Source organism: Pseudonocardia asaccharolytica DSM 44247 = NBRC 16224 (assembly GCF_000423625.1).
GTDB lineage: Bacteria > Actinomycetota > Actinomycetes > Mycobacteriales > Pseudonocardiaceae > Pseudonocardia > Pseudonocardia asaccharolytica.
In genome coordinates this window covers 76,059-94,051 of the sequence record NZ_AUII01000005.1, presented here as the reverse complement: position 1 = coordinate 94,051, position 17,993 = coordinate 76,059, and the positions used below count along the sequence as shown (strand labels likewise).

13 protein-coding genes and 2 pseudogenes are annotated in these 17,993 nt (G+C 74.5%); 6 read left to right on the top strand and 9 right to left on the bottom strand.

Annotated features, from left to right (window positions below):
- Positions 1-55 precede the first annotated feature (55 nt).
- Positions 56-337, bottom strand: a complete 282-nt coding sequence (locus G567_RS0107860) for an MGMT family protein (protein WP_028929556.1) — start codon at positions 335-337, stop codon at positions 56-58.
- The gene (locus G567_RS0107855) at positions 337-1,116 is read right to left on the bottom strand and encodes an alpha/beta fold hydrolase (RefSeq protein WP_051232605.1); all 780 of its coding nucleotides are present in this window, start codon (positions 1,114-1,116) and stop codon (positions 337-339) included. The genes G567_RS0107860 and G567_RS0107855 overlap by 1 nt, the downstream gene beginning before the upstream one ends.
- 183 nt (positions 1,117-1,299) lie before the next feature.
- On the opposite strand from G567_RS0107855, the gene G567_RS0107850 reads away from it, so the two are divergent.
- From G567_RS0107850 to G567_RS0107840, 3 genes are all read left to right on the top strand, one after another.
- Positions 1,300-4,626, top strand: coding sequence for an ATP-dependent helicase (locus G567_RS0107850; protein WP_245585580.1), 3,327 nt, complete (start codon positions 1,300-1,302; stop codon positions 4,624-4,626).
- A 177-nt stretch (positions 4,627-4,803) separates the two neighbouring features.
- Positions 4,804-5,736, top strand: a complete 933-nt coding sequence (locus tag G567_RS31895) for a glycoside hydrolase family 16 protein (protein WP_147200932.1) — start codon at positions 4,804-4,806, stop codon at positions 5,734-5,736.
- Between the two features lie 88 nt (positions 5,737-5,824).
- Positions 5,825-9,169: an ATP-dependent helicase gene (locus G567_RS0107840; protein ID WP_028929553.1), complete on the top strand. Its 3,345-nt coding sequence runs from the start codon at positions 5,825-5,827 to the stop codon at positions 9,167-9,169.
- Between the two features lie 174 nt (positions 9,170-9,343).
- Here G567_RS0107840 and G567_RS32935 read toward each other — a convergent pair.
- From G567_RS32935 to G567_RS0107800, 7 genes and pseudogenes are all read right to left on the bottom strand, one after another.
- Positions 9,344-9,888 (bottom strand): annotated as a pseudogene (locus tag G567_RS32935) (sodium:solute symporter family transporter); the annotation flags it as partial.
- Positions 9,885-10,139, bottom strand: a complete 255-nt coding sequence (locus G567_RS27420) for a DUF485 domain-containing protein (RefSeq protein ID WP_037056295.1) — start codon at positions 10,137-10,139, stop codon at positions 9,885-9,887. The gene G567_RS27420 and the pseudogene G567_RS32935, both read right to left, overlap by 4 nt.
- Complete coding sequence (locus G567_RS0107820) at positions 10,136-10,510, bottom strand: hypothetical protein (RefSeq protein WP_028929551.1); 375 nt, start codon at positions 10,508-10,510, stop codon at positions 10,136-10,138. Before G567_RS0107820 ends, G567_RS27420 begins: the two co-directional genes overlap by 4 nt.
- A 109-nt stretch (positions 10,511-10,619) precedes the next feature.
- Positions 10,620-11,400 (bottom strand): annotated as a pseudogene (locus G567_RS27415) (LytR/AlgR family response regulator transcription factor).
- The gene (locus G567_RS0107810) at positions 11,397-12,398 is read right to left on the bottom strand and encodes a sensor histidine kinase (protein ID WP_084795959.1); all 1,002 of its coding nucleotides are present in this window, start codon (positions 12,396-12,398) and stop codon (positions 11,397-11,399) included. Before G567_RS0107810 ends, G567_RS27415 begins: the two are co-directional and overlap by 4 nt.
- A gap of 150 nt (positions 12,399-12,548) precedes the next feature.
- Positions 12,549-13,265 (bottom strand): TIGR03089 family protein, encoded by a 717-nt coding sequence (locus tag G567_RS0107805; protein WP_028929549.1) that lies wholly within the window; start codon positions 13,263-13,265, stop codon positions 12,549-12,551.
- A gap of 42 nt (positions 13,266-13,307) precedes the next feature.
- A complete protein-coding gene (locus G567_RS0107800) occupies positions 13,308-14,771 on the bottom strand; it encodes an LCP family protein (protein ID WP_245585579.1) in 1,464 nt (487 codons plus the stop codon).
- A 379-nt stretch (positions 14,772-15,150) separates the two neighbouring features.
- Here G567_RS0107800 and G567_RS27410 point away from each other — a divergent pair, with 379 nt between their 5' ends.
- From G567_RS27410 to manB, 3 genes are read left to right on the top strand one after another with little or no spacing between them, the layout of a single operon-like run.
- Positions 15,151-16,023, top strand: a complete 873-nt coding sequence (locus G567_RS27410) for a glycosyltransferase (protein ID WP_051232542.1) — start codon at positions 15,151-15,153, stop codon at positions 16,021-16,023.
- A gap of 32 nt (positions 16,024-16,055) precedes the next feature.
- Positions 16,056-16,946: a glycosyltransferase family 2 protein gene (locus tag G567_RS35420; protein ID WP_051232540.1), complete on the top strand. Its 891-nt coding sequence runs from the start codon at positions 16,056-16,058 to the stop codon at positions 16,944-16,946.
- Positions 16,886-17,956, top strand: coding sequence for a mannose-1-phosphate guanylyltransferase (manB, locus tag G567_RS0107780; protein ID WP_051232604.1), 1,071 nt, complete (start codon positions 16,886-16,888; stop codon positions 17,954-17,956). Before G567_RS35420 ends, manB begins: the two co-directional genes overlap by 61 nt.
- Positions 17,957-17,993 lie beyond the last annotated feature (37 nt).

Here is a 17,993-nt window from a genome sequence, read left to right as displayed (position 1 = left end):
GAACGTGCGAGCACGACGAGCCCTCATGCGCCGACCGCCTCAGGAGGTCGGCGTCTCAGCGGCGGCGGCGCTCCGGGGGCAACCGCCCGTCCACCAGCAGCACGCCCTCGGCGCGCAGCCGCGCGGCCTGCTCCACCGCCACCTGCGGCGCGCACGTCCCGTCGGCGCGCAGGACGCGGTGCCATGGCAGGTCGCCGCCGTCCTCGGCCAGGATCCGGCCGACCAGCCGCGCCGAGGAGATCCCGGCCCGGGCGGCGACCTCGCCGTAGCTCATCGTCTCGCCCGCCGGGATCGTGGCCACCACCGAACGCACCGCCTCCACCGTCTGCTCGTCCATCACCCCACCACGAACTCCCGGACGGCCGCCGCGACCTCGGCGGTGCGCTCCAGGAAGAGCATGTGCCCGCTGTCGATCTCGGTGACGGTCAGCGCGTTGCCCAGTTCGGCACGGCAGCGTTCGAGCCAGGCGGGTTCGACGAAATCGGCGCGGCTCGCCGGCATGATCAGCGTCGGTGTGCCGCGCGGCGGGGTGAGCGCGGGGCGGGCCATCTCGCTCCACGCGGTGATCGCCGCCGAACGGCAGTAGCGCCACTCCCAGCGGTCCTCGAAATGCGCCAGATGCGCGACGACCTCCGCTTCCACCAGTTCCGGCGCGACGCCCTTCCAGCGGTCGGTCCGATCGGCCCGCGCGGCGTCGATGTCCGGGAAGGTCTCGTCGGCACGGGTGTCCTCGGCGGTCTCCAGCATGTCGTCGGCGTCGAGCCCGATCGCCGGGTCGAGCAGGACGAGGCGCTCGACCCGATCCGGCGCCGTGCGCGCGAGGTGCACCGCGACGGCCCCGCCGAAGGAATGCCCGACGACCGCGACGTCGGCGATCTCGAGCCGGTCGAGCACCCCGAGCGCGTCCTGGACATGCTGTTCGATGCTCCACGGCGGGCTCCACGGGGAGCGGCCGTGCCCCCGCAGGTCGACACCGATCCAGCGCAGCTCGGGCACCGCCTCGGCCAGCGGCTGCCAGCGGGCGCCGTGCCCGGTCACGCCGTGCAGGGCAAGGACGGGGAGCCCACCGGGCGAGCCGAACATGTGGACATGCAGCCGGCGGGCGCTCTCGGACATCATCATGATGCTGCCATTCTGGCGTCCACCGCCCACCGCCCACCGCCCACCGCCCGCGGCCCGCGGCCGACGTTGTCGGTGGCCCGTGGTTGCATCCTCCCTGTGGTTCGCTCCGCATCGTCTCGATCCGGGTCGTCTCGGCCCGGCCCGGCCCTGCCGGCGGGGCCCGCGCTGGTGCGCCGGGTGCGGGCCCCGGCGCCGGAACCGGAGTGGGACGCCGCGGCACGCCGGGTCCTCGATCATCGCCGCGGCCCGTTGCGGGTGGTCGGCGGGCCCGGGACGGGTAAGACGACACTGCTGCTCACGGCGCTGGCCCGGCGGGTCCGCGGCGGCGTCGCCCCGGAGCGGATGCTGCTGCTCGTCGGCAGCAGGCGCACGGCCGGGGAGCTGCGCGAGCGGCTCACCGAGCTGATCCACCACGCGGGCGGTGACTCCGCGGCAGGGCCGCGCACCACCCGCGAGACGTTGGTGCGCACCGTACACTCGTACGCCTTCGGGGTGCTGCGGCTGCACGCGGCGCGCAACGGCGATCCGCCGCCGCGGCTGCTGGCCGGCGCGGAGCAGGACGTCATGGTGCGCGACCTGCTGGCGGGCGAGCTCGCCGGGGAGGTCCCCGGCTCCGGCTGGCCCGAGCGGCTGCGTCCGGCGTTGAGCCTTCCCGGTTTCGTCGCCGAGCTGCGCGAACTGCTGCTGCGCGCCGTCGAGCGCGGGCTCGGTCCCGCGGAGCTGACCGAGCTCGGGATGCGGCACGACGTTCCGGAGTGGACCGCGGCCGGCCGGTTCTTCCGCACCTACGAGCAGGTGATCCTGCTGCGCGGCGCCGCGGGCCGCAGCGCGCCGCAGGCCACCGCGCCGGCCCTGGACTCCGCGGAGCTCGTCGCCGCCGCGCTCGACGCGCTCGCCTCGGACCCGGAACTGCTCGCCGCGGAGCGGGCCCGGGTACGTCACCTCTTCGTCGACGACACCCAGGACCTCGACCCGCAGCAGCTGGAGCTGGTGCGGGCGATCGGTGCGACGGCCGAAAGCATGCTGCTGGCCGGCGACCCGGACCAGGCCGTGCTCACCTTCCGCGGCGCCGACCCGACCGGGCTGCGCGCCGTCGAGGCCGATCAGGCGGTGCTGACCGTCGACCACCGCGGCACCGACGTGCTGCGGGCGGCCGGAGCGCGGCTGGTGAGCAGGCTGCCCGGCACCGGGGAGGGCCGGATCCGGGTCGGGGCGCCGGGAGCGACGCAGGCCGATCCGGAGTCGCTGCGGGTGCGGGTGTTCTCCTCGGCGGCGAGCGAGGCCGCCTGGATCGCCGACCAGCTGCGTCGCGCGCATCTGAACGACGGCGTGTCGTGGTCGGAGATGGCGGTGCTGGCGCGATCGGCCCGGCGCGCCCTTCCGGCGCTGCGCCGAGCGCTGATCGCGGCCGGGGTCCCGATCGTCGCGCCGCCGGACGAGCTGCCCCTGGCCCGCCAGCCCGCCGTGCTGCCGCTGCTGCTGGTGCTGCGCGGGGCCATCCGCCCCGAGCAGATCGACGCCGATGCCGCCACCGCGCTGCTCACCTCGCCCCTCGGTTCCGGCGATCCGATGCGAATGCGCCGGTTGCGCCGCGGGCTGCTGCGGCTGCACACGGCCGGACAGCCGCCCGACGCCCGGCGCGAGGAGCCCGCGGAGCATCCCGACGCCGACGACACGGCGCCGGAATCGGATGCCGAGCGCGCCGGGAGTGATGCGTTGCTGGTCGAGGCGCTGCGCTCGGCGGCGGCGGGGAATCCGGATCCGCTGGCCGCGCTGCCGCCCAGCGAGACGGCGCCGCTGCGGAAGGTCGGTGCCCTGCTGGCCATCGCGGCGGCCGCGGCGCGCGCGGGGCAGACCGTCGAGGAGGTGCTCTGGCGGGTCTGGCAGCAGACCGGGCTGGCGCAGCGGTGGGCCGAGGCGAGCGCGCGCGGCGGCCCGGTCGGCGCGGCCGCCGACCGCGATCTCGACGCCGTGCTCGCACTGTTCGACGCGGCCGCTCGCTATACCGACCGGCTGCCGGGGGCGAACGTCGCCGGGTTCGCCGAGTACCTCGCCGACCAGGAGCTCCCCGGCGACACGCTGGCCCCGCAGACCCCCCGCGGGGAGGCCGTTTCGCTGCTCACCGCGCACGCGGCCCGCGGCCGGGAATGGCAGGTGGTCGCGGTTCCCGGGGTGCAGGAGGGCAGCTGGCCCGATCTGCGGCTGCGCGGCAGCCTGCTGGGCTCCGAGCGGCTCGTCGACCTGATGGCCGGGGTCGCCGAGCCTGCGACCGGCGCCGTCTCCCGGGTGGCCCCGCTGCTGGCCGAGGAACGCAGGCTGTTCTACGTGGCGTGCACCCGCGCCAAGCACACGTTGCTGGTCAGCGCGGTGCAGGGCGAGGACGAGCAGCCGTCCCGGTTCCTCGACGAGCTCGACCCGCTGCCGGCGGGCCCGCAGGAGGGCCGCGCGGTGTATCGCCCCGGCCGCGCGCTGGTGCTGGCCGAGCTGGTCGGGGAGCTGCGCCGGGCGGTGTGCGAGCCCGAGACCGGAGATCCGGCCCGCACGGCACGCCGCCGCCGGGCCGCCACGCAGCTCGCCCGGCTGGCGGGCGCGGGTGTCCCCGGGGCACATCCCGACGACTGGTACGGCCTCACCGCGCCATCGACCGACGCGCCCCTGCGCGCGCCCGGGGAGATCGTCCCGGTGTCGCCGTCGGATATCGAGAAGATCGACGCGTGCCCGCTGCGCTGGGTTTTCGAACGTCACGGCGGCTCGGAGATCAGCGCGCTCGCGGCCATCACCGGGTCGCTGGTGCACGCCCTGGTGCAGGCCCGTGCGGCCGGCGCCGATGCCGCGGAGCTGGAGTGGGCGCTCCGCTCGGCCTGGTCGCGGCTGGACGCGGGGGCGCCGTGGTTCGGGCGCCGAGAACTCGCGCGGGTGCGCGCCATGCTCGCCGCCTTCGACGACTGGGTGCGCTCCAGCCGGGCGGAGGGGTTGCGTTTGGTGGCCGTCGAGCAGCCGGTGCAGCTCGATCTGGAGGGCCCCGACCCGGACAGCGTCGAGGTCGGGGTGCTCACCGGGCCGCGGCGGCTGCGGCTGCGCGGCCGGGTCGACCGCCTCGAGGTCGACGCGCGGGGCCGGCCCGTCGTGGTCGACGTCAAGACGGGCAAGAGCGCACCGAGCGCGCGCCAGGTGGCCGAGCATCCGCAACTGGCCGTCTACCAGCTCGCGGCCGCGCTCGGCGCGTTCGGCCTGCTGATCGACGACACAGGAGAGGGGGTCGAGCCGGGCGGGGGACGGCTCGTCTACCTCGCCGACCGCAAGCCCGCGGGCCGGCCGAAGGAACCCGCCCAGCCTCCGCTCGGGGCGGCGGAGCTGGCCCGCTGGCGGGACGTCGTGTGGCGCTGTGCGGAGGAGACGTCGGGCGCGGTGTTCGTCGCGAAGGTCGGCCCGGATTGTGATCGCTGCCCTGTTCGGACCAGCTGTCCCGCGGTGGGATCCGGCCGTCCGGTCGTAGGCGGATAGGCCGTTCCCGGAATGACGGCATCCGTCATCGTGAACGGCGCCGCCGGGGGCTGACCGGCTGACGACGGGCGAGGCCGCAACGTGGGCGTGATTGCGCCGCCGGGTACCGTCGGCTGCGGCCGGTCGCCATCAGCTCCCCCGCTTCCCGATCAGCGGCCGGGCCGAGGAGGTATGTCCGTGTCCGCCATTTGTCGGCGCCTGGCCGGTTCGGCTGCGGCCGCGGCGCTGGCCCTGCTGGTTGCGGCGTGCGGCACTGTGCCCGAGCCGGTGCTGGCCGCGGCGCCCGAGTCGGGCGGCGAGGTGCTGGCGGATCCGTCGAGTACTCTCCCACCCCTCCCGACGACCAGCGCGGCGGCGCCGACAACTACTCCCGTCCCGTCCCGTCCCACCACCACCGCCCGCCCGCCGGTCTCCGCCGTCCCGGTCCGCGCGGCCGCCGCCGAGCAGGCCGGCGGGAGCGACGGTCCCGGCGCGGGCTGGCGGCGGGTCGGCGGCGACGAGTTCAACGGCCCATCGCTGGACACCGGGACCTGGACGCCGTACCACAGCCCGGGCGGTTTCGGTAACGGCCTGCGCCGCCCCGAGGCGATCAGCCAGTCCGACGGGCTGCTGCGGATCACCGCCCGGGGCGATGTCTCCGGCGGGATGGCCTACCACCCGGGCCAGCTCTACGGCCGCTGGGAGTTTCGGGCCCGCACCGACAAGGGGCGGGGCTTCGGGTCGGCGATCCTGCTGTGGCCGGACTCCGAGCAATGGCCGCGCGACGGCGAGCTGGACATCATGGAGGTCCCGTCGGAGAACCGCGATCGGGCGCACGTCGTGGTGCACTGGGACGAGGGCGGGGACAAGGTCTTCGGCTCCAGCCACCCCGGCGACTACTCGAAGTGGCACACCTTCGCCCTCGACTGGCTGCCGGACCGGATCACCTGGTACGTCGACGGCGTCAAGCGTTTCGAGACGACCGACAAGAAGATCATCCCGACCGAGCCGATGCATCTGACCATCCAGCTCGACCAGGGTCCGAAGGCCAACTGGATCGACGCACCGGACGAGACGACGCCCGACGAGCTGAGCCTCGAGGTCGACTGGGTGCGTATCTACCAGCGCTGATCCGTCCGGCAGCCCGCTGACCTTCCGTCGCCCGCCCCGCGAGGCGGTTGGGGCGGGTGGTGTCGGAGAGATCGGGTAGAACGTCAGCGTGCAGCTGACCCCGGCGACCCTCGCCGCCGCCCTCGGCCTGCCGCCGCCCACCCCGGAACAGGCGGCGGTGATCGCCGCACCCCCGCGCCCGGCACTGGTGGTGGCGGGCGCGGGCGCGGGCAAGACCGAGACGATGGCGGCCCGCGTGGTGTGGCTGGTCGCGACCGGTCAGGTGCTGCCCGAGCAGGTGCTCGGGCTGACCTTCACCCGCAAGGCCGCGCAGCAGCTCGGGGCGCGGGTGCGGTCGCGGCTGCGCAGGCTGGCCGGTTCCCCGCTGCTCGACGAGCTCGACCCCGGTGGGCAGTGCAAGGCCCACCTGCTCGCGGGGGAGCCGATGGTCTCGACCTACCACGCCTATGCGGGGCGGCTGGTGGGCGAGCACGCCCTGCGGTTGCCCGCCGAACCGGGGTCGCGGCTGCTGGGGGAGACGGCGGCGTGGCAGCTCGCCCACCGGGTGGTCTCGACGTGGGCGGCGGATCTGGAGATCGACCGGGTTCCGGCCACCGTCACGGCCTACCTGCTGGCGCTGGCCGGTGAGCTGGGTGAGCACCTCGTCGAGCCCGCCGCGGTACGCGCGTTGGCGGAGCGCGTGATCGCCGTGCTGGCGGCCGCGCCCCGGGCGAAGGGCCAGCGGGTGGAGCCGTCGCAGACCTACCTGCGCTGGATCGGCACCCAGCGGATGCGCGTCGAGCTGTTGCCGCTGGTGGATGCCTTCGCGGAGCGCAAACGCGCCGAGCGCGCGATCGACTTCGCCGACCAGATGGCCATCGCCGCGCAGGTGGCGCAGGCGCATCCGGAGGTGGGCGCGATCGAGCGGGAGAGCTATCGCGCGATCCTGCTCGATGAGTACCAGGACACCGGGCATGCCCAGCGGGTGTTGTTGCGCGCGTTGTTCGGGCGCCCGCCCGGCGAGCCGCCGCACGCGCAACCGGTCTCGGTCACCGCGGTCGGCGACCCCTGCCAGTCGATCTACGGGTGGCGCGGGGCGAGCGCGGGCAACCTCGCGCGGTTCCGTACCGACTTCCCGGGGCCCGGAGGCGAACCCGCCGACCAGTACGGGCTGCTCACCAGCTTCCGCAACCCGCCGGAGGTGCTGGCGCTGGCCAATACGGTGTCCGAACCCATCCGGACGGCGCCCGGTGCGGTCGCCGTCGGGGAGCTGCGGGCCCGGCCGGGCGCTCGGGCCGGCGACGTGCGGGTGGCGCTGCTGCCCGACGTCGCGGGCGAGATCGACTGGGTGGCCGACGCGATCGCGGCGCAGTGGCAGGCGGCGGAGCACGCGCAGGCCGACCCGCCGACGTCGGCGGTGCTGGTGCGGCGGCGCGCCGACATGGACCCCATCGCGGCGGCGCTGCGCGCCCGCGGGCTGCCGGTCGAGGTGGTCGGCCTCGGTGGGCTGCTCGACACCCCCGAGGTCCGTGACCTGGTCAGTGCCCTGCGCGTGGTGGCCGACCCGCTGGCGGGGCCGTCCGCGGTCCGGCTGCTCACCGGGGCCCGGTGGCGGCTCGGGGTGGCCGACCTGGCCGCGCTGTGGCAGCGCGCCCGCGAGCTCGTGCCGCCGCTGCCCGGCCGGGGCCCCGGTCCGCTCAGCCCGGCGGAGCTCGCCCTGGGTGCGCTGCCGGGCGAGCACTCCGAACAGGCCGGCCTGGTCGACGCGCTCGACGACCCCGGGCCGCCGCAGCGCTACTCACCCGCCGGATTCGACCGGATCCGCCGGCTGGCCCGCGAGCTGGCCTGGTTGCGGTCGCGGGCCTCGGCGCCGCTGACCGACCTGGTCGCCGACACCGAGCGGCTGCTGCTGCTCGACGCGGAGACCGCGGCCCGGCCGGGCCCGGTCGGCCGGGCGCACCTGGATGCCTTCGCCGATGTCGTGGCCGAGTTCGCCGCTGGCGCCGACGTCGCCACGCTGCCCGCCCTGCTCGACTACCTGCAGACCGCCGAGCAGGCCGAGGACGGGCTCGCCCCCGGCGAGGTCGAGGTGGCCCACGATCGGGTGCAGGTGCTCACCGTGCACGCGGCGAAGGGCCTGGAGTGGGAGGTCGTCGCCGTTCCGCATGTGGTCTCCCAGGTCTTCCCCGGGCGCAAGATCAGTGGCAGCTGGCTCACCGACCCGGCGCAGCTGCCGGTGCCGCTGCGCGGCGACGCCGCCGACCTGCCCGGCCTCGACCTGCCGCAGAGGGCCGACCGCAAGCAGGTCACCGAGGCGGTCACCGCGCATTCCGAGGCGCTCGACGAGCGGCGGCTGGTGGAGGAGCGGCGGCTGTTCTACGTGGCGCTGACCCGTTCCGAGCGGGTGCTGCTCGTCTCCGGGCATCGCTGGGCGGCGGTGGGGGACAAGCCGAGGAAGCCCTCGGAGTTCCTCGTCGAGGTCTGCTCGGCGCTCGAGGCCGCGCTGGACGGCGAGGCGGTGCAGGTGTGGGCTCCGGAACCGGAGCCCGACGAGGCCAACCCGGCAGGTGGGCAGCGGCGCAGCGCGCGGTGGCCCCTCGATCCGCTGGGCGAACGCTCGCCCGCCGTGCACGCCGGGGCCGCGCTGGTGCGGCAGGCGATGCGTGAGCTGCGGGCGGCCGAGCGGGCCCGGCGGGCCGCTGCCGCTGCCACCGCCGAGCCGGGGACCCAGCTCGAGCTGCTGGCCGGCGATGCCTGCCGACCCGAGCCGGAGGCTCTCGATCCCGAGGGCTGGGCCGCCGACGTCGACGTGCTGCTGGCCGAGCGGGCTGCGGGCGGCGCGCGGCCCGTGGTGGCGCTGCCGCCCCGGTTCTCGGTGAGCCAGCTCGTCGAGCTGGCCGCCGATCCCGACGCGCTGGCCGCGCGGCTGCGCCGTCCGCTGCCGCTGCCGCCCAACCCGCATGCGCGCCGGGGCACGGCGTTCCATTCCTGGTTGGAGCAGCGTTTCGGGGCGGCCCAGCTGCTCGATCTCGACGAGCTGCCGGGTGCCGCCGATGACGACGCCGCCTCCGACGCCGAGCTGGCCGAGCTGCAGGACGCGTTCCTGGAGTCGGTGTGGGCGGACCGGCGGCCGGTGGAGGTCGAGGTGCCGTTCGAGACGGTGGTCGGCGGAATCGCGGTGCGCGGCCGGATGGATGCGGTGTTCGCCGATCCCGACGGCGGCTTCACGGTCGTCGACTGGAAGACCGGGCCGCCGCCGGACCGGTCCCGGATGCCGGCGCTCGCGGTCCAGCTCGCCGCCTACCGGCTCGCGTGGGCGGCGCTGGCCGGGGTCGGGCTGGAGCGGGTGCGGGCGGCGTTCCACTACGTCCGGGCCGACCGCACCGTGCGGCCGGTCGATCTGCTCGACGCCCGGGGCCTGCAGGAGCTGCTCGACTCGGTCCCGGTCGGCTGAGGCGGCGTCCCGTGATCGGCGAAAGCGGGACAGGAGCGATACCCGGCGTCGCTCCTGTCCCTCGGCCGACGGTCGTGCGGCGCTAGTGCACGACCGCCTTCGCCATGCCCGCCTCCGTCAACGACCGGACCTCCATCTCCGCGTACTTCGCCGGGTCGGCCTTGTCCTTGCCGACAGCACGTAGGCGATCATCACGGCGCCGACGATCGCGATCACGACCGCCTGGCCGGTCTTGCCGGTCACGTTGAGCAGCAGCGCGACCAGGCCGCCGGCTCCGGCCATCTGGGCCAGCAGGTAGAAGAACGACACCGCCAGCGTGGACGTCGCCGCGGCGGCGCGAACCGGACGCTGCCGCATCCGGAAGGCCAGTACGTCACCCATCGTGAATCGGCCGGTGTTGCGCAGCAGTTCCGCGACGAGCAGCAGCGCGACCAGCCAGGCGACGAGGAACCGATCGAGTACAGGAAGCCGTCGTAGCCGTTGATCGCGATCGCGCCGGCGATACCCAGGAACGACGCGGCCGAGAGGTAGTCGCCGGATATCGCGATCCCGTTCTGCGGGCCGGAGAAGCCGCCGCCCGCGGTGTAGAAGTCCGAGGTGCCGGCCGCGGCGCGTTTGCCGACCCGCACCACGATCACCAGCGTGACCACGACGAACAGGCCGAAGATCGAGATGTTGAGGATCGGGCTGCTGCCCTCCACTCCCGGGGCGAGGATCATCGGTCGCCCCCCTCGATCTCGGTGCGGATCTTCCCGCCGAGCGGGTCGAGCCTGCGGTCGGCGTAGCGCACGTACCAGCCGGTGATCGCGAACGTCGAGACGAACTGCAGCAGGCCGACGATCAGCCCGGTGTTGATGTTGCCGAACAGCTTGATCGCCATGAAGCCCGACGTGGTGCTCATCGCGGCGACCCTGCGGGCGCCGATGAGCAGCGTGGCCAGCACCACCGGCACGATGGCGAGCGCGATCACCGTTCGGCCTCGTTACCGGGCGAGCTCGCGTCCTCGGCCCGTTCCGCGCGGCGCAGCTGCCAGAAGGCGAGCCCGGCGAGGACCGGATAGGGCAGCACGGCGACGGCGAGCCAGGCCACCGGCACCCCGGCCAGGCGGATCTGCCACAACCCGGGCGCGAGGTCCAGCAGCAGCGGGAGGCCGGCGAGCAGTGTGAGGACCCCGAGCAGGCCCATCGCGGCCCAGCGCAGCTGCACCCGCCGGATCCGGCGCGCGTGGGCCAGCTCCTCGGGCGCGAGCCGGGGCACCGGGCCGGGCGGGAGACCTCGGCGTCCGGCCATCGCGATCCGGGTCTGCGGGCTGGTGACCGTGACCCGGTGTTGCCGGTTCATCAGCTCGAACCGGCGCCGGCCGGCCGGGGGCGGGCGGCCGGACTCGTCGTGATCGACGTCTTGGCGCCGGGAGCCGCGAACCGCGCGGTTCCGGGGGCCGAAACGCCGATCACCGCCCGCCCCGGGGCTCGAAATCGCCGCGGGTGGCGGCCTCGAGCAACAGATTGCGAAGCTCCCGGGCGTGCCTGCGGCTGACCGGGACGTCACCGGCGTCGGTATGCGCGAGCAGCCCACCGCTGACGTCGCTGCGCAGCTCCTGCACCGCGTGCACGGCCAGCAGGAAGCTGCGGTGCACCCGCACATAGCCGACCTCGCGCCAGTGCTCCTCGAGCCGGGAGATCGGGATTCGCACCAGATGGGAGCCGCTGCGGGTGTGCAGCCGGACGTAGTCCCCCTGGGCCTCGGCGAATCGCACGTCGGCGCGGCGGATGTAGCGGGTCCGCCCACCCAGCTCGACCGGTACGGCGGCGAGCTCGTCGACCGGCGGTTGCACCGGTTCGGCGCCGTGCGCAACGACCCGGCGCACCCGGCTCAACGTCTCCGACAGCCGGTCGGCGCGACCGGTTTGAGCAGGTAGTCGACGGCGCCTACGCCGTAGGCCGATACCGCGTGCTGGTCGTAGGCGGTCACGAAGACGATCACCGGCGGGTCGGTCATCCGGGCCAGCCGCGAGCCGAGCTCCAGGCCGTCCATCCCGGGCATGGCGATGTCGAGGAACACGGTGTCGAACGGCGTCGCCTGGATCAGCCGCAGCGCGGTCAGTGCGTCATCGGCCGCCTCGACCGAGGCGACCCCGGGGAGTCGCGCAGCAGCCGGCGCAGCTCGTCGAGGGCAGGGCCGACGTCGTCGACCGCCAGCACCCGCAGTCCATCGGACGGCGCACTGTTCACTGGGCCACCACTCCCGGGTGGAATCGCGGCACCCGCATCAATACCCGGGTTCCGGCGCCTTCGGCGGTTTCGATGACCAAACCGTAGTCGGGGCCGTAAATCGTCCGTAGCCTGCGGTCGACGTTGACCAGACCGAGGCTCGATCCCGCTGAGCTCCCGGCCAGGACCTCCCTGACGTGCGCCGGGTCCATGCCAGGGCCGTCGTCCTCGACGGTGATGAGGCATTCGCTGCCCAACGCCTCGCCGCTGACCTGCACCGATCCGCCGCGTTCCGCGCGCTCCACGCCGTGCTGGACGGCGTTCTCGACCAGCGGCTGCAGCGCGCGGAACGGCGCCGCGACCGGCAGCACCTCCGGCGCGATGCGGACCTGGACGCGCAGCCGGTCGCCGAGCACGGCCCTGGCGAGCGCGAGATAGGCCTCGATCGCGCGGAACTCCCCGGCCAGGGTCGTGTAGTCGCCCTGGCGGGCGAGGTTGTGCCGGATGAACTCCGCGAAATCGAGGATGAGGTCGCAGGCCCGATCCGGATCCGAGCGGACGAACGAGGCGATGGTGGTCAGCGTGTTGTAGACGAAATGCGGCGAGATCTCCGCGCGCAGCGCCCGCAGCTCGGCCTGCTCCGCCGCCACCGCCGAGGCCTCCAGCCTGCCTCGCTCCAGCGCCTCGCCGACCCAGGCCGCGGCCTGCCGCGTCGCGGCCGGGCGGACCGGCCCCGCGACGACGAGGACGCCGGCCAGTTCCGCGCGGACCCGCAGCGGCAGCGCGACCAGCCCGGTGCGTCCGGCCTTGCGGTCGGCGCGGAGCACGGTCTCGGCGAGCCCAGCGGCGTCCGGACCGGGTGTTCCCGACCAGATCTGCTGGCCTTGCAGGTCGACGAGGCCGACCGCCTCGGCGTCGAGCAACCGGCGCAGCTCGCGGGCCGCGGCCCCGGCCCGTGGGCCGGTCAGCCCGTCACTCAGGTTCGTGGCGATCCGGCTGCCGGCGGCGAGGACGTCCATCACGTCCTGGGTGGGGTGTCGGCGGATCCACCGGCGCGAGCGGCGCCCGGCCACCGGCGTCCCGGCGCCCTTGGCAGCGATCACCCGGTGAGCCTAACCCGTGAGTGCGTAACAGTGTTCTGACACTCTTACGCACTCACGGGGGGTCGGTTACAGGCGCGTCGTGCACCGCTCGGTTTCCATCCGGTGGTCGAGCTTGGCGGAGTCGGCGTTGCGACACTGCACGAGCGACGCACCGGCGGCCAGCACCGCGAGCAGCCCATCGCCGAGTCCGTCCAGAGTGGACCAGTCCATAGTGGACAGAACTCGGTCGCCTGTGGAGAGCCCCAGCTCGGCGGCCCGGCGCCGGGCGTCGGCCAGCACCTCGGCGACGGTCCCTCCGGCCAGGGCCGGAGCGTCGTCCTCAACCGGCTCCCACGGCACGAAGTCGTCGCCCTGGACGCGGACCTCGGTGGCGAAGTCGATCACTCCGGCGGGCAGCCCCGGCAGCCCGCGGCCGAACGCGTCGAGGGAGAGCGCGACCACGCCGCCCGGCGGCGCCATGGCCAGCGCCAGATCCACCCGGTCGCCGTCGCAGAGCACCCATTCGGCGTCCGCGGGGTCGGTCACGACGTGCCCGCCGCACCACCACACCGCGAGCAGCACCGCGGCGGTCTGCCAGTGCGCGGGCAGCAGCAGAGCGACCGGGGTGCCGGGCTCGACGTCGCACTCGTCCCGCAGCAGGTTGGCCGCCTTGGCCGCCCAGTTGGCCGTGGTCACCGCCGACAACTCGATGCGCTCGCCCGTGGCGTCGTCGTAGTACGTGATGAGCGGGCGGGCCGGGTCGCCGACGAGCGCGGGCCCGAGGACGGCGGCGGTCAGGGTCACGGGGTTGCCTCGCAAGCTCGCTCCAGCTCGATCCAGCTCGGGTCAGTCAATGCACGGTACGCCGCCCGCATTGATCGTCGGACCGGAGCCGTCCGGGGCGGCGGTCGCGGTGCTCCCCGGCGCCGGGTGGGCGGCGGGGAAGTCGCCACCCAGCACCACCTGCACCGCTGTCCCCGGTCCGGCCTCCGGCGCCCGCTCGACCGCCAGCCCGCCCAGCATGGCCGCCACGGCGCGTGCGGCGGGCTCGGCATCGTCACCGGCGTAGGAGACGACCGAGGTCGTGCGGTGTGCCGCGTTCTGCACCGTGCCGCGGTGGTAGCCGGCCGCGCTCAACCGGTCGGCGACGTGCCCGGCGAGTCCGGTCGCACCCGAGGCATTGCTGACGTCGACGGTGACCGACGCCGGGTCGACGGTGGATGGCGGACCGCCGGTCGGCGTTCCGGCGGGCCGGGCCGGTGTTGGTCCCGGTCCCGATGCCGGGGCTGGGGCCGGCGCGGGGGCCGGGGCATCGTCGCTCGCCTCGGCGGCGGCCGCGGTCTGCCGCGCGATCGCCTCGCGGACCTGCGCCGGGTCGACCAGCACGACGTCGCCGCGGGCGTTGCTCTCCCCGCCGTGGGTCGGGATGGTGGCGAATTCGATCCTGCCCGCCGCGATACCGGCGGCGCGCTGGGCGAAGGTGAGGAGATCCCATCCCGAGTCGATCACCAGCGACTTGTGCACGACGTCGATGAGCCTGCCGAGCGCCGCGGGATTGGTCAGCGTCCCGGCGGAGAGGATCTTGTCGGCCACGGCGGCCAGGAACACCTGCTGGCGCCGGATGCGGGACAGGTCGCCCTCCGGCAGGCCGTGGCGCTGGCGGACGAACGACAGCGCCGCGGCCCCCGAGATCGTCTGCCGGCCGGCCGGGAACCGGGCACCCGACAGCTCGTCGTCGACGGGAGCGTTGAGACATACCTCGACGCCGCCGATCGCCGTGGTCAGGTTGTAGAAGCCGAGCAGGTTGATCTCGGCGTAGTGGTCGATATGGGTTCCGGTCAGGTTCTGGACCGTCGCGATGAGCGCGCTGCGACCGGCCGCCGACGACTCCCGGTCGATCTCCCTGGGGTCCTTGCCGCCCTTCTCGGCCAGCTCCTCGGCGGTCCGCGCCTTCATGGCCGGATACGCTGCGTTGATCTTGTCCTTGCGGTGGCCGGGAATGTCTACATAGGTGTCGCGGGGGATCGAGAAGGCGATGGCGCTTCCGCCACGGGCCGGCAGATGCAGCAGGATGATCGTGTCGGAGTTCAGCACCCCGGTGTCCGGGCCGCTGTGCAGCGTCCTGACGACGTCGTCGGGCAGCGGGTTGCCCTGCGCGTCGGTGCGGCTGTCGACGCCCACGAGCAGGATGTTCAGCCCGTTGCCCGAGGAACTGCCGAAGATCACATCGGTGGTGGTGAGCCCGGCGACCAGGTCCCGGTAGAGGCTCCAGCCGGTCGCGGTGACCACGAGAACCAACGCCGAAAGCACCGCCGTGCCGATCCGGAGCCTGCGCGGCCAGTCCGGCCTCGGCCCGGGCGGCCGGGCGGGCCGGGTGCGCCGGAGCGCGCGCTCGCCGGCCGGGCCGGACGGGGTGCGACGCGCCGACGGTCGCCGGGCGCCGGACCGGGGGCGCGACGGGCGGTCCGAGAGACGGTTCCGGTCGCTCCGCTGATCCACATGCCTCCCTCCGCTCCCGCGTCCACCGGCCGACTTTCACCGCCCGACGGCGATTCCGCTCTCCGACCCGTTCGCGCCCGCGCGGACCGGGCGCTCAGAGTGCATCACGGAGCGGCCGGCGGCCCGGTAGCGGCTCGGCGTGTCGCGCCCGGTCGCGGTGAGCCGGGGCACGCGTCGATATGCTCCGGGCGTGCCCGAGCCGTTGTCGCTGCTGCTTCCGGTCTGGGCGGGTGACCGGCCCGACTTCCTCGCCGACGCCTTCCGCTCCACAGTGGTCGAACAGACCCGGCGCCCGGACCAGGTCGTGATCGTCCGCGACGGCCCCGTCGACGCGCGGCTCGCGGCGCGCATCGACGAACTGGCCGCCGCCAGCCCGGTGCCGGTCGAGGTCGTGGCGCTGAAGCGCAACGTCGGCCTCGGACCGGCGCTCGACGCCGGGCTGGGGGCGTGCGCGCACCCGATCGTCGCGCGGATGGACGCCGACGACATCAGCCTCCCGCACCGTTTCGCGGTGCAGTTACCGATCATCGAGGCGGGCGCCGACCTCGTCGGTTCCGGGCTGATCGAGTTCGGTGACCACTCCGGGGAGGAGCTCGGTAGGCGTACCCCGCCGACCGATCCCGCCGATATCGCCGCCCGCGCCCGCTTCGCCGACCCGTTCAACCACCCGACCGTGGTGTACCGCCGCGATCTCGTCCGCGCCGTCGGCGGCTATACCGACTTCGCGCTGATGGAGGACTACCTGCTCTGGGCGAAGCTGATCATCGCAGGCGCCCGGGTCGCCAACGTCGGCGAGCCGCTGGTGAAGTACCGCGTGGGGGCGGGCGCCTACGCCCGGCGCGGCGGGCTCGCCCAGCTGCGCGCCGAACTGGCGATCCAGCGACGGTTCCGACGGCTCGGGTTCACCACCCGCGCGCAGTACGTCCGCAACGTGGCGGTGCGGGGGGGGTACCGGCTGGTGCCTGTGGGGCTGCGCCGGGTCGCGTACCGGAACCTGATCGCCGGGTACGGGGCGGGTGAGCGAACGCAACGTCACGCCGCTCGGCGAGGTGGACCCAGCTGACGCTCGACCATCGCCCGCTAGGGTGGGCCGCCGTGGAGCCCGATCCGGCCTGCGACGGCGAGGAGCTGGCCGTGATCACGGTCAGCCGGTCGGCGGACGACCCGGTGGAACGGCTGCGCGCCTCCGCGGCCCGCGCCACCGGGAGGCGCTTCCGGTTCCTCGTCGCGAACAGCGGCAGCCCCCGCGCCACGGCGGACATGCTGACGATCGGGGAGGACATCGGCTATCCGGGGGCGGTCAACCGCGCGGTTGCCGGGCTCGACGCCCGGGTGGGCTGGATCGCGGTGGCTGAGCCGGACGTCGTGTGGGGCGAGGGGGCGCTCGACGCGCTGCTGGCGGCGGGCCTGCGCTGGCCGCGGGCCGGGGCGCTGGGCCCCCGCCCGACCGATCCCGGTGGAGCGCCGCTGCCGGGCCGGTGGATCGCGGATGCGTTGTTGGCCCGGGCCTGGTCTGTGGGGGCATGTCCCGACCCCTGCGGCGACGAGGGTGCCGTCGAGGGTCCGACAGGCCTGCTGCCGGGCGGGTGCCTGCTGCTGCGGCGCACCGCGTTCGACTCCGTCGACGGTTTCGACGCCCGCTATCCCGCCCCGCTCGCGGACCGCGACCTCGCCGACCGGCTGTGCCGGGCGGGCTGGTTGACCGTGGTCGTACCCGGCGCGTCCGCCGTGCGGACCGGAACCGGGCCCGCCGGCTGCGCGATGCCGCTCGACGAGCAGCATCGCCTCGCCCGGCGATACCTGTCCGAACGCCACCGCGGGCTGCGGCGGGCGCCGCTGCGCGCGGTGTTCGCGACACTGCTCGCGGCGCGGGCCGCCGCGCTGCGCCGTACCTCAACCTGCGAATCAGAGAGCGAAGGAACGTGCTGGACGACGTCGAAGCGGTGGTGCTCGTCGGGGGAAAGGGCACCCGGCTGCGGCCGCTGACCCTCTCGGCCCCGAAGCCGATGCTGCCCACCGCCGGTGTGCCCTTCCTGGCCCACCTGCTGTCCCGGATCCGAGCCGCGGGGGTGCGGCGAGTCGTGCTTGGAACGTCGTACCTGGCCGAGACGTTCTCGGCGTACTTCGGTGACGGCGCCGCGCTCGGCCTTGAGCTGCGCTATGTGGTCGAGGACCAGCCGCTGGGCACCGGCGGCGGAATCCGCAACGTCGCCGAGCACCTCACCGCCGCCGATGTTCTCGTCTTCAACGGTGACGTGCTGTGCGGCACGGACCTCGGCGCCGTTGTCGGCACCCACCGCCGTACCGCGGCCGATGTGACCCTGCATCTCGTGCGGGTGCAGGACCCGCGCGCCTACGGGTGCGTACCGACCGACGCCGACGGGCGGGTGCTCGACTTCCTGGAGAAGACCGACGACCCGCCGACCGACCAGATCAACGCCGGCTGCTACGTCTTCCGCCGCTCGGTGATCGACACGATCCCGCAGGGGCGTCCGGTGTCGGTGGAGCGCGAGACCTTCCCCGGGCTGCTCGCCGCGGGGGCCCGAGTGTCGGGACACGTCGACAACGCCTACTGGCGGGATATGGGAACCCCGGCGGATCTGATCCACGGCTCGGCCGACCTGGTTCGCGGGGTGGCGCCGTCGGCGGCGCTGCCCGGTCCGACCGGCGAGGTGATGCTGCTGGAGGGCGCGAAGATCGCCGAGGGCGCCCTGGTGTTCGGTGGGACGACCGTCGGGCGCGGGGTGCAGATCGGCGCGGGCGCGCGGATCGAGGGCGCGATGCTGTTCGACGGCGCGGCGGTCGACGAGGGCGCGATCATCGAGCACGCCGTGATCGGGGCCGGGGCACGGGTCGGCCAGGGCGCGAGCGTCGTCGACACCGTCGTCGGTGACCGCGCGGTCGTCGGAGCCCAGTGCGAGCTGCGCGGCGGGTTGCGGCTGTGGCCCGACGTGATCCTCCCGCCGCACGGGGTACGTTTCTCTCCCGACGTCTAACCCCTCTGTGAGTGCGTAACAGTGTTAGAACACTGTC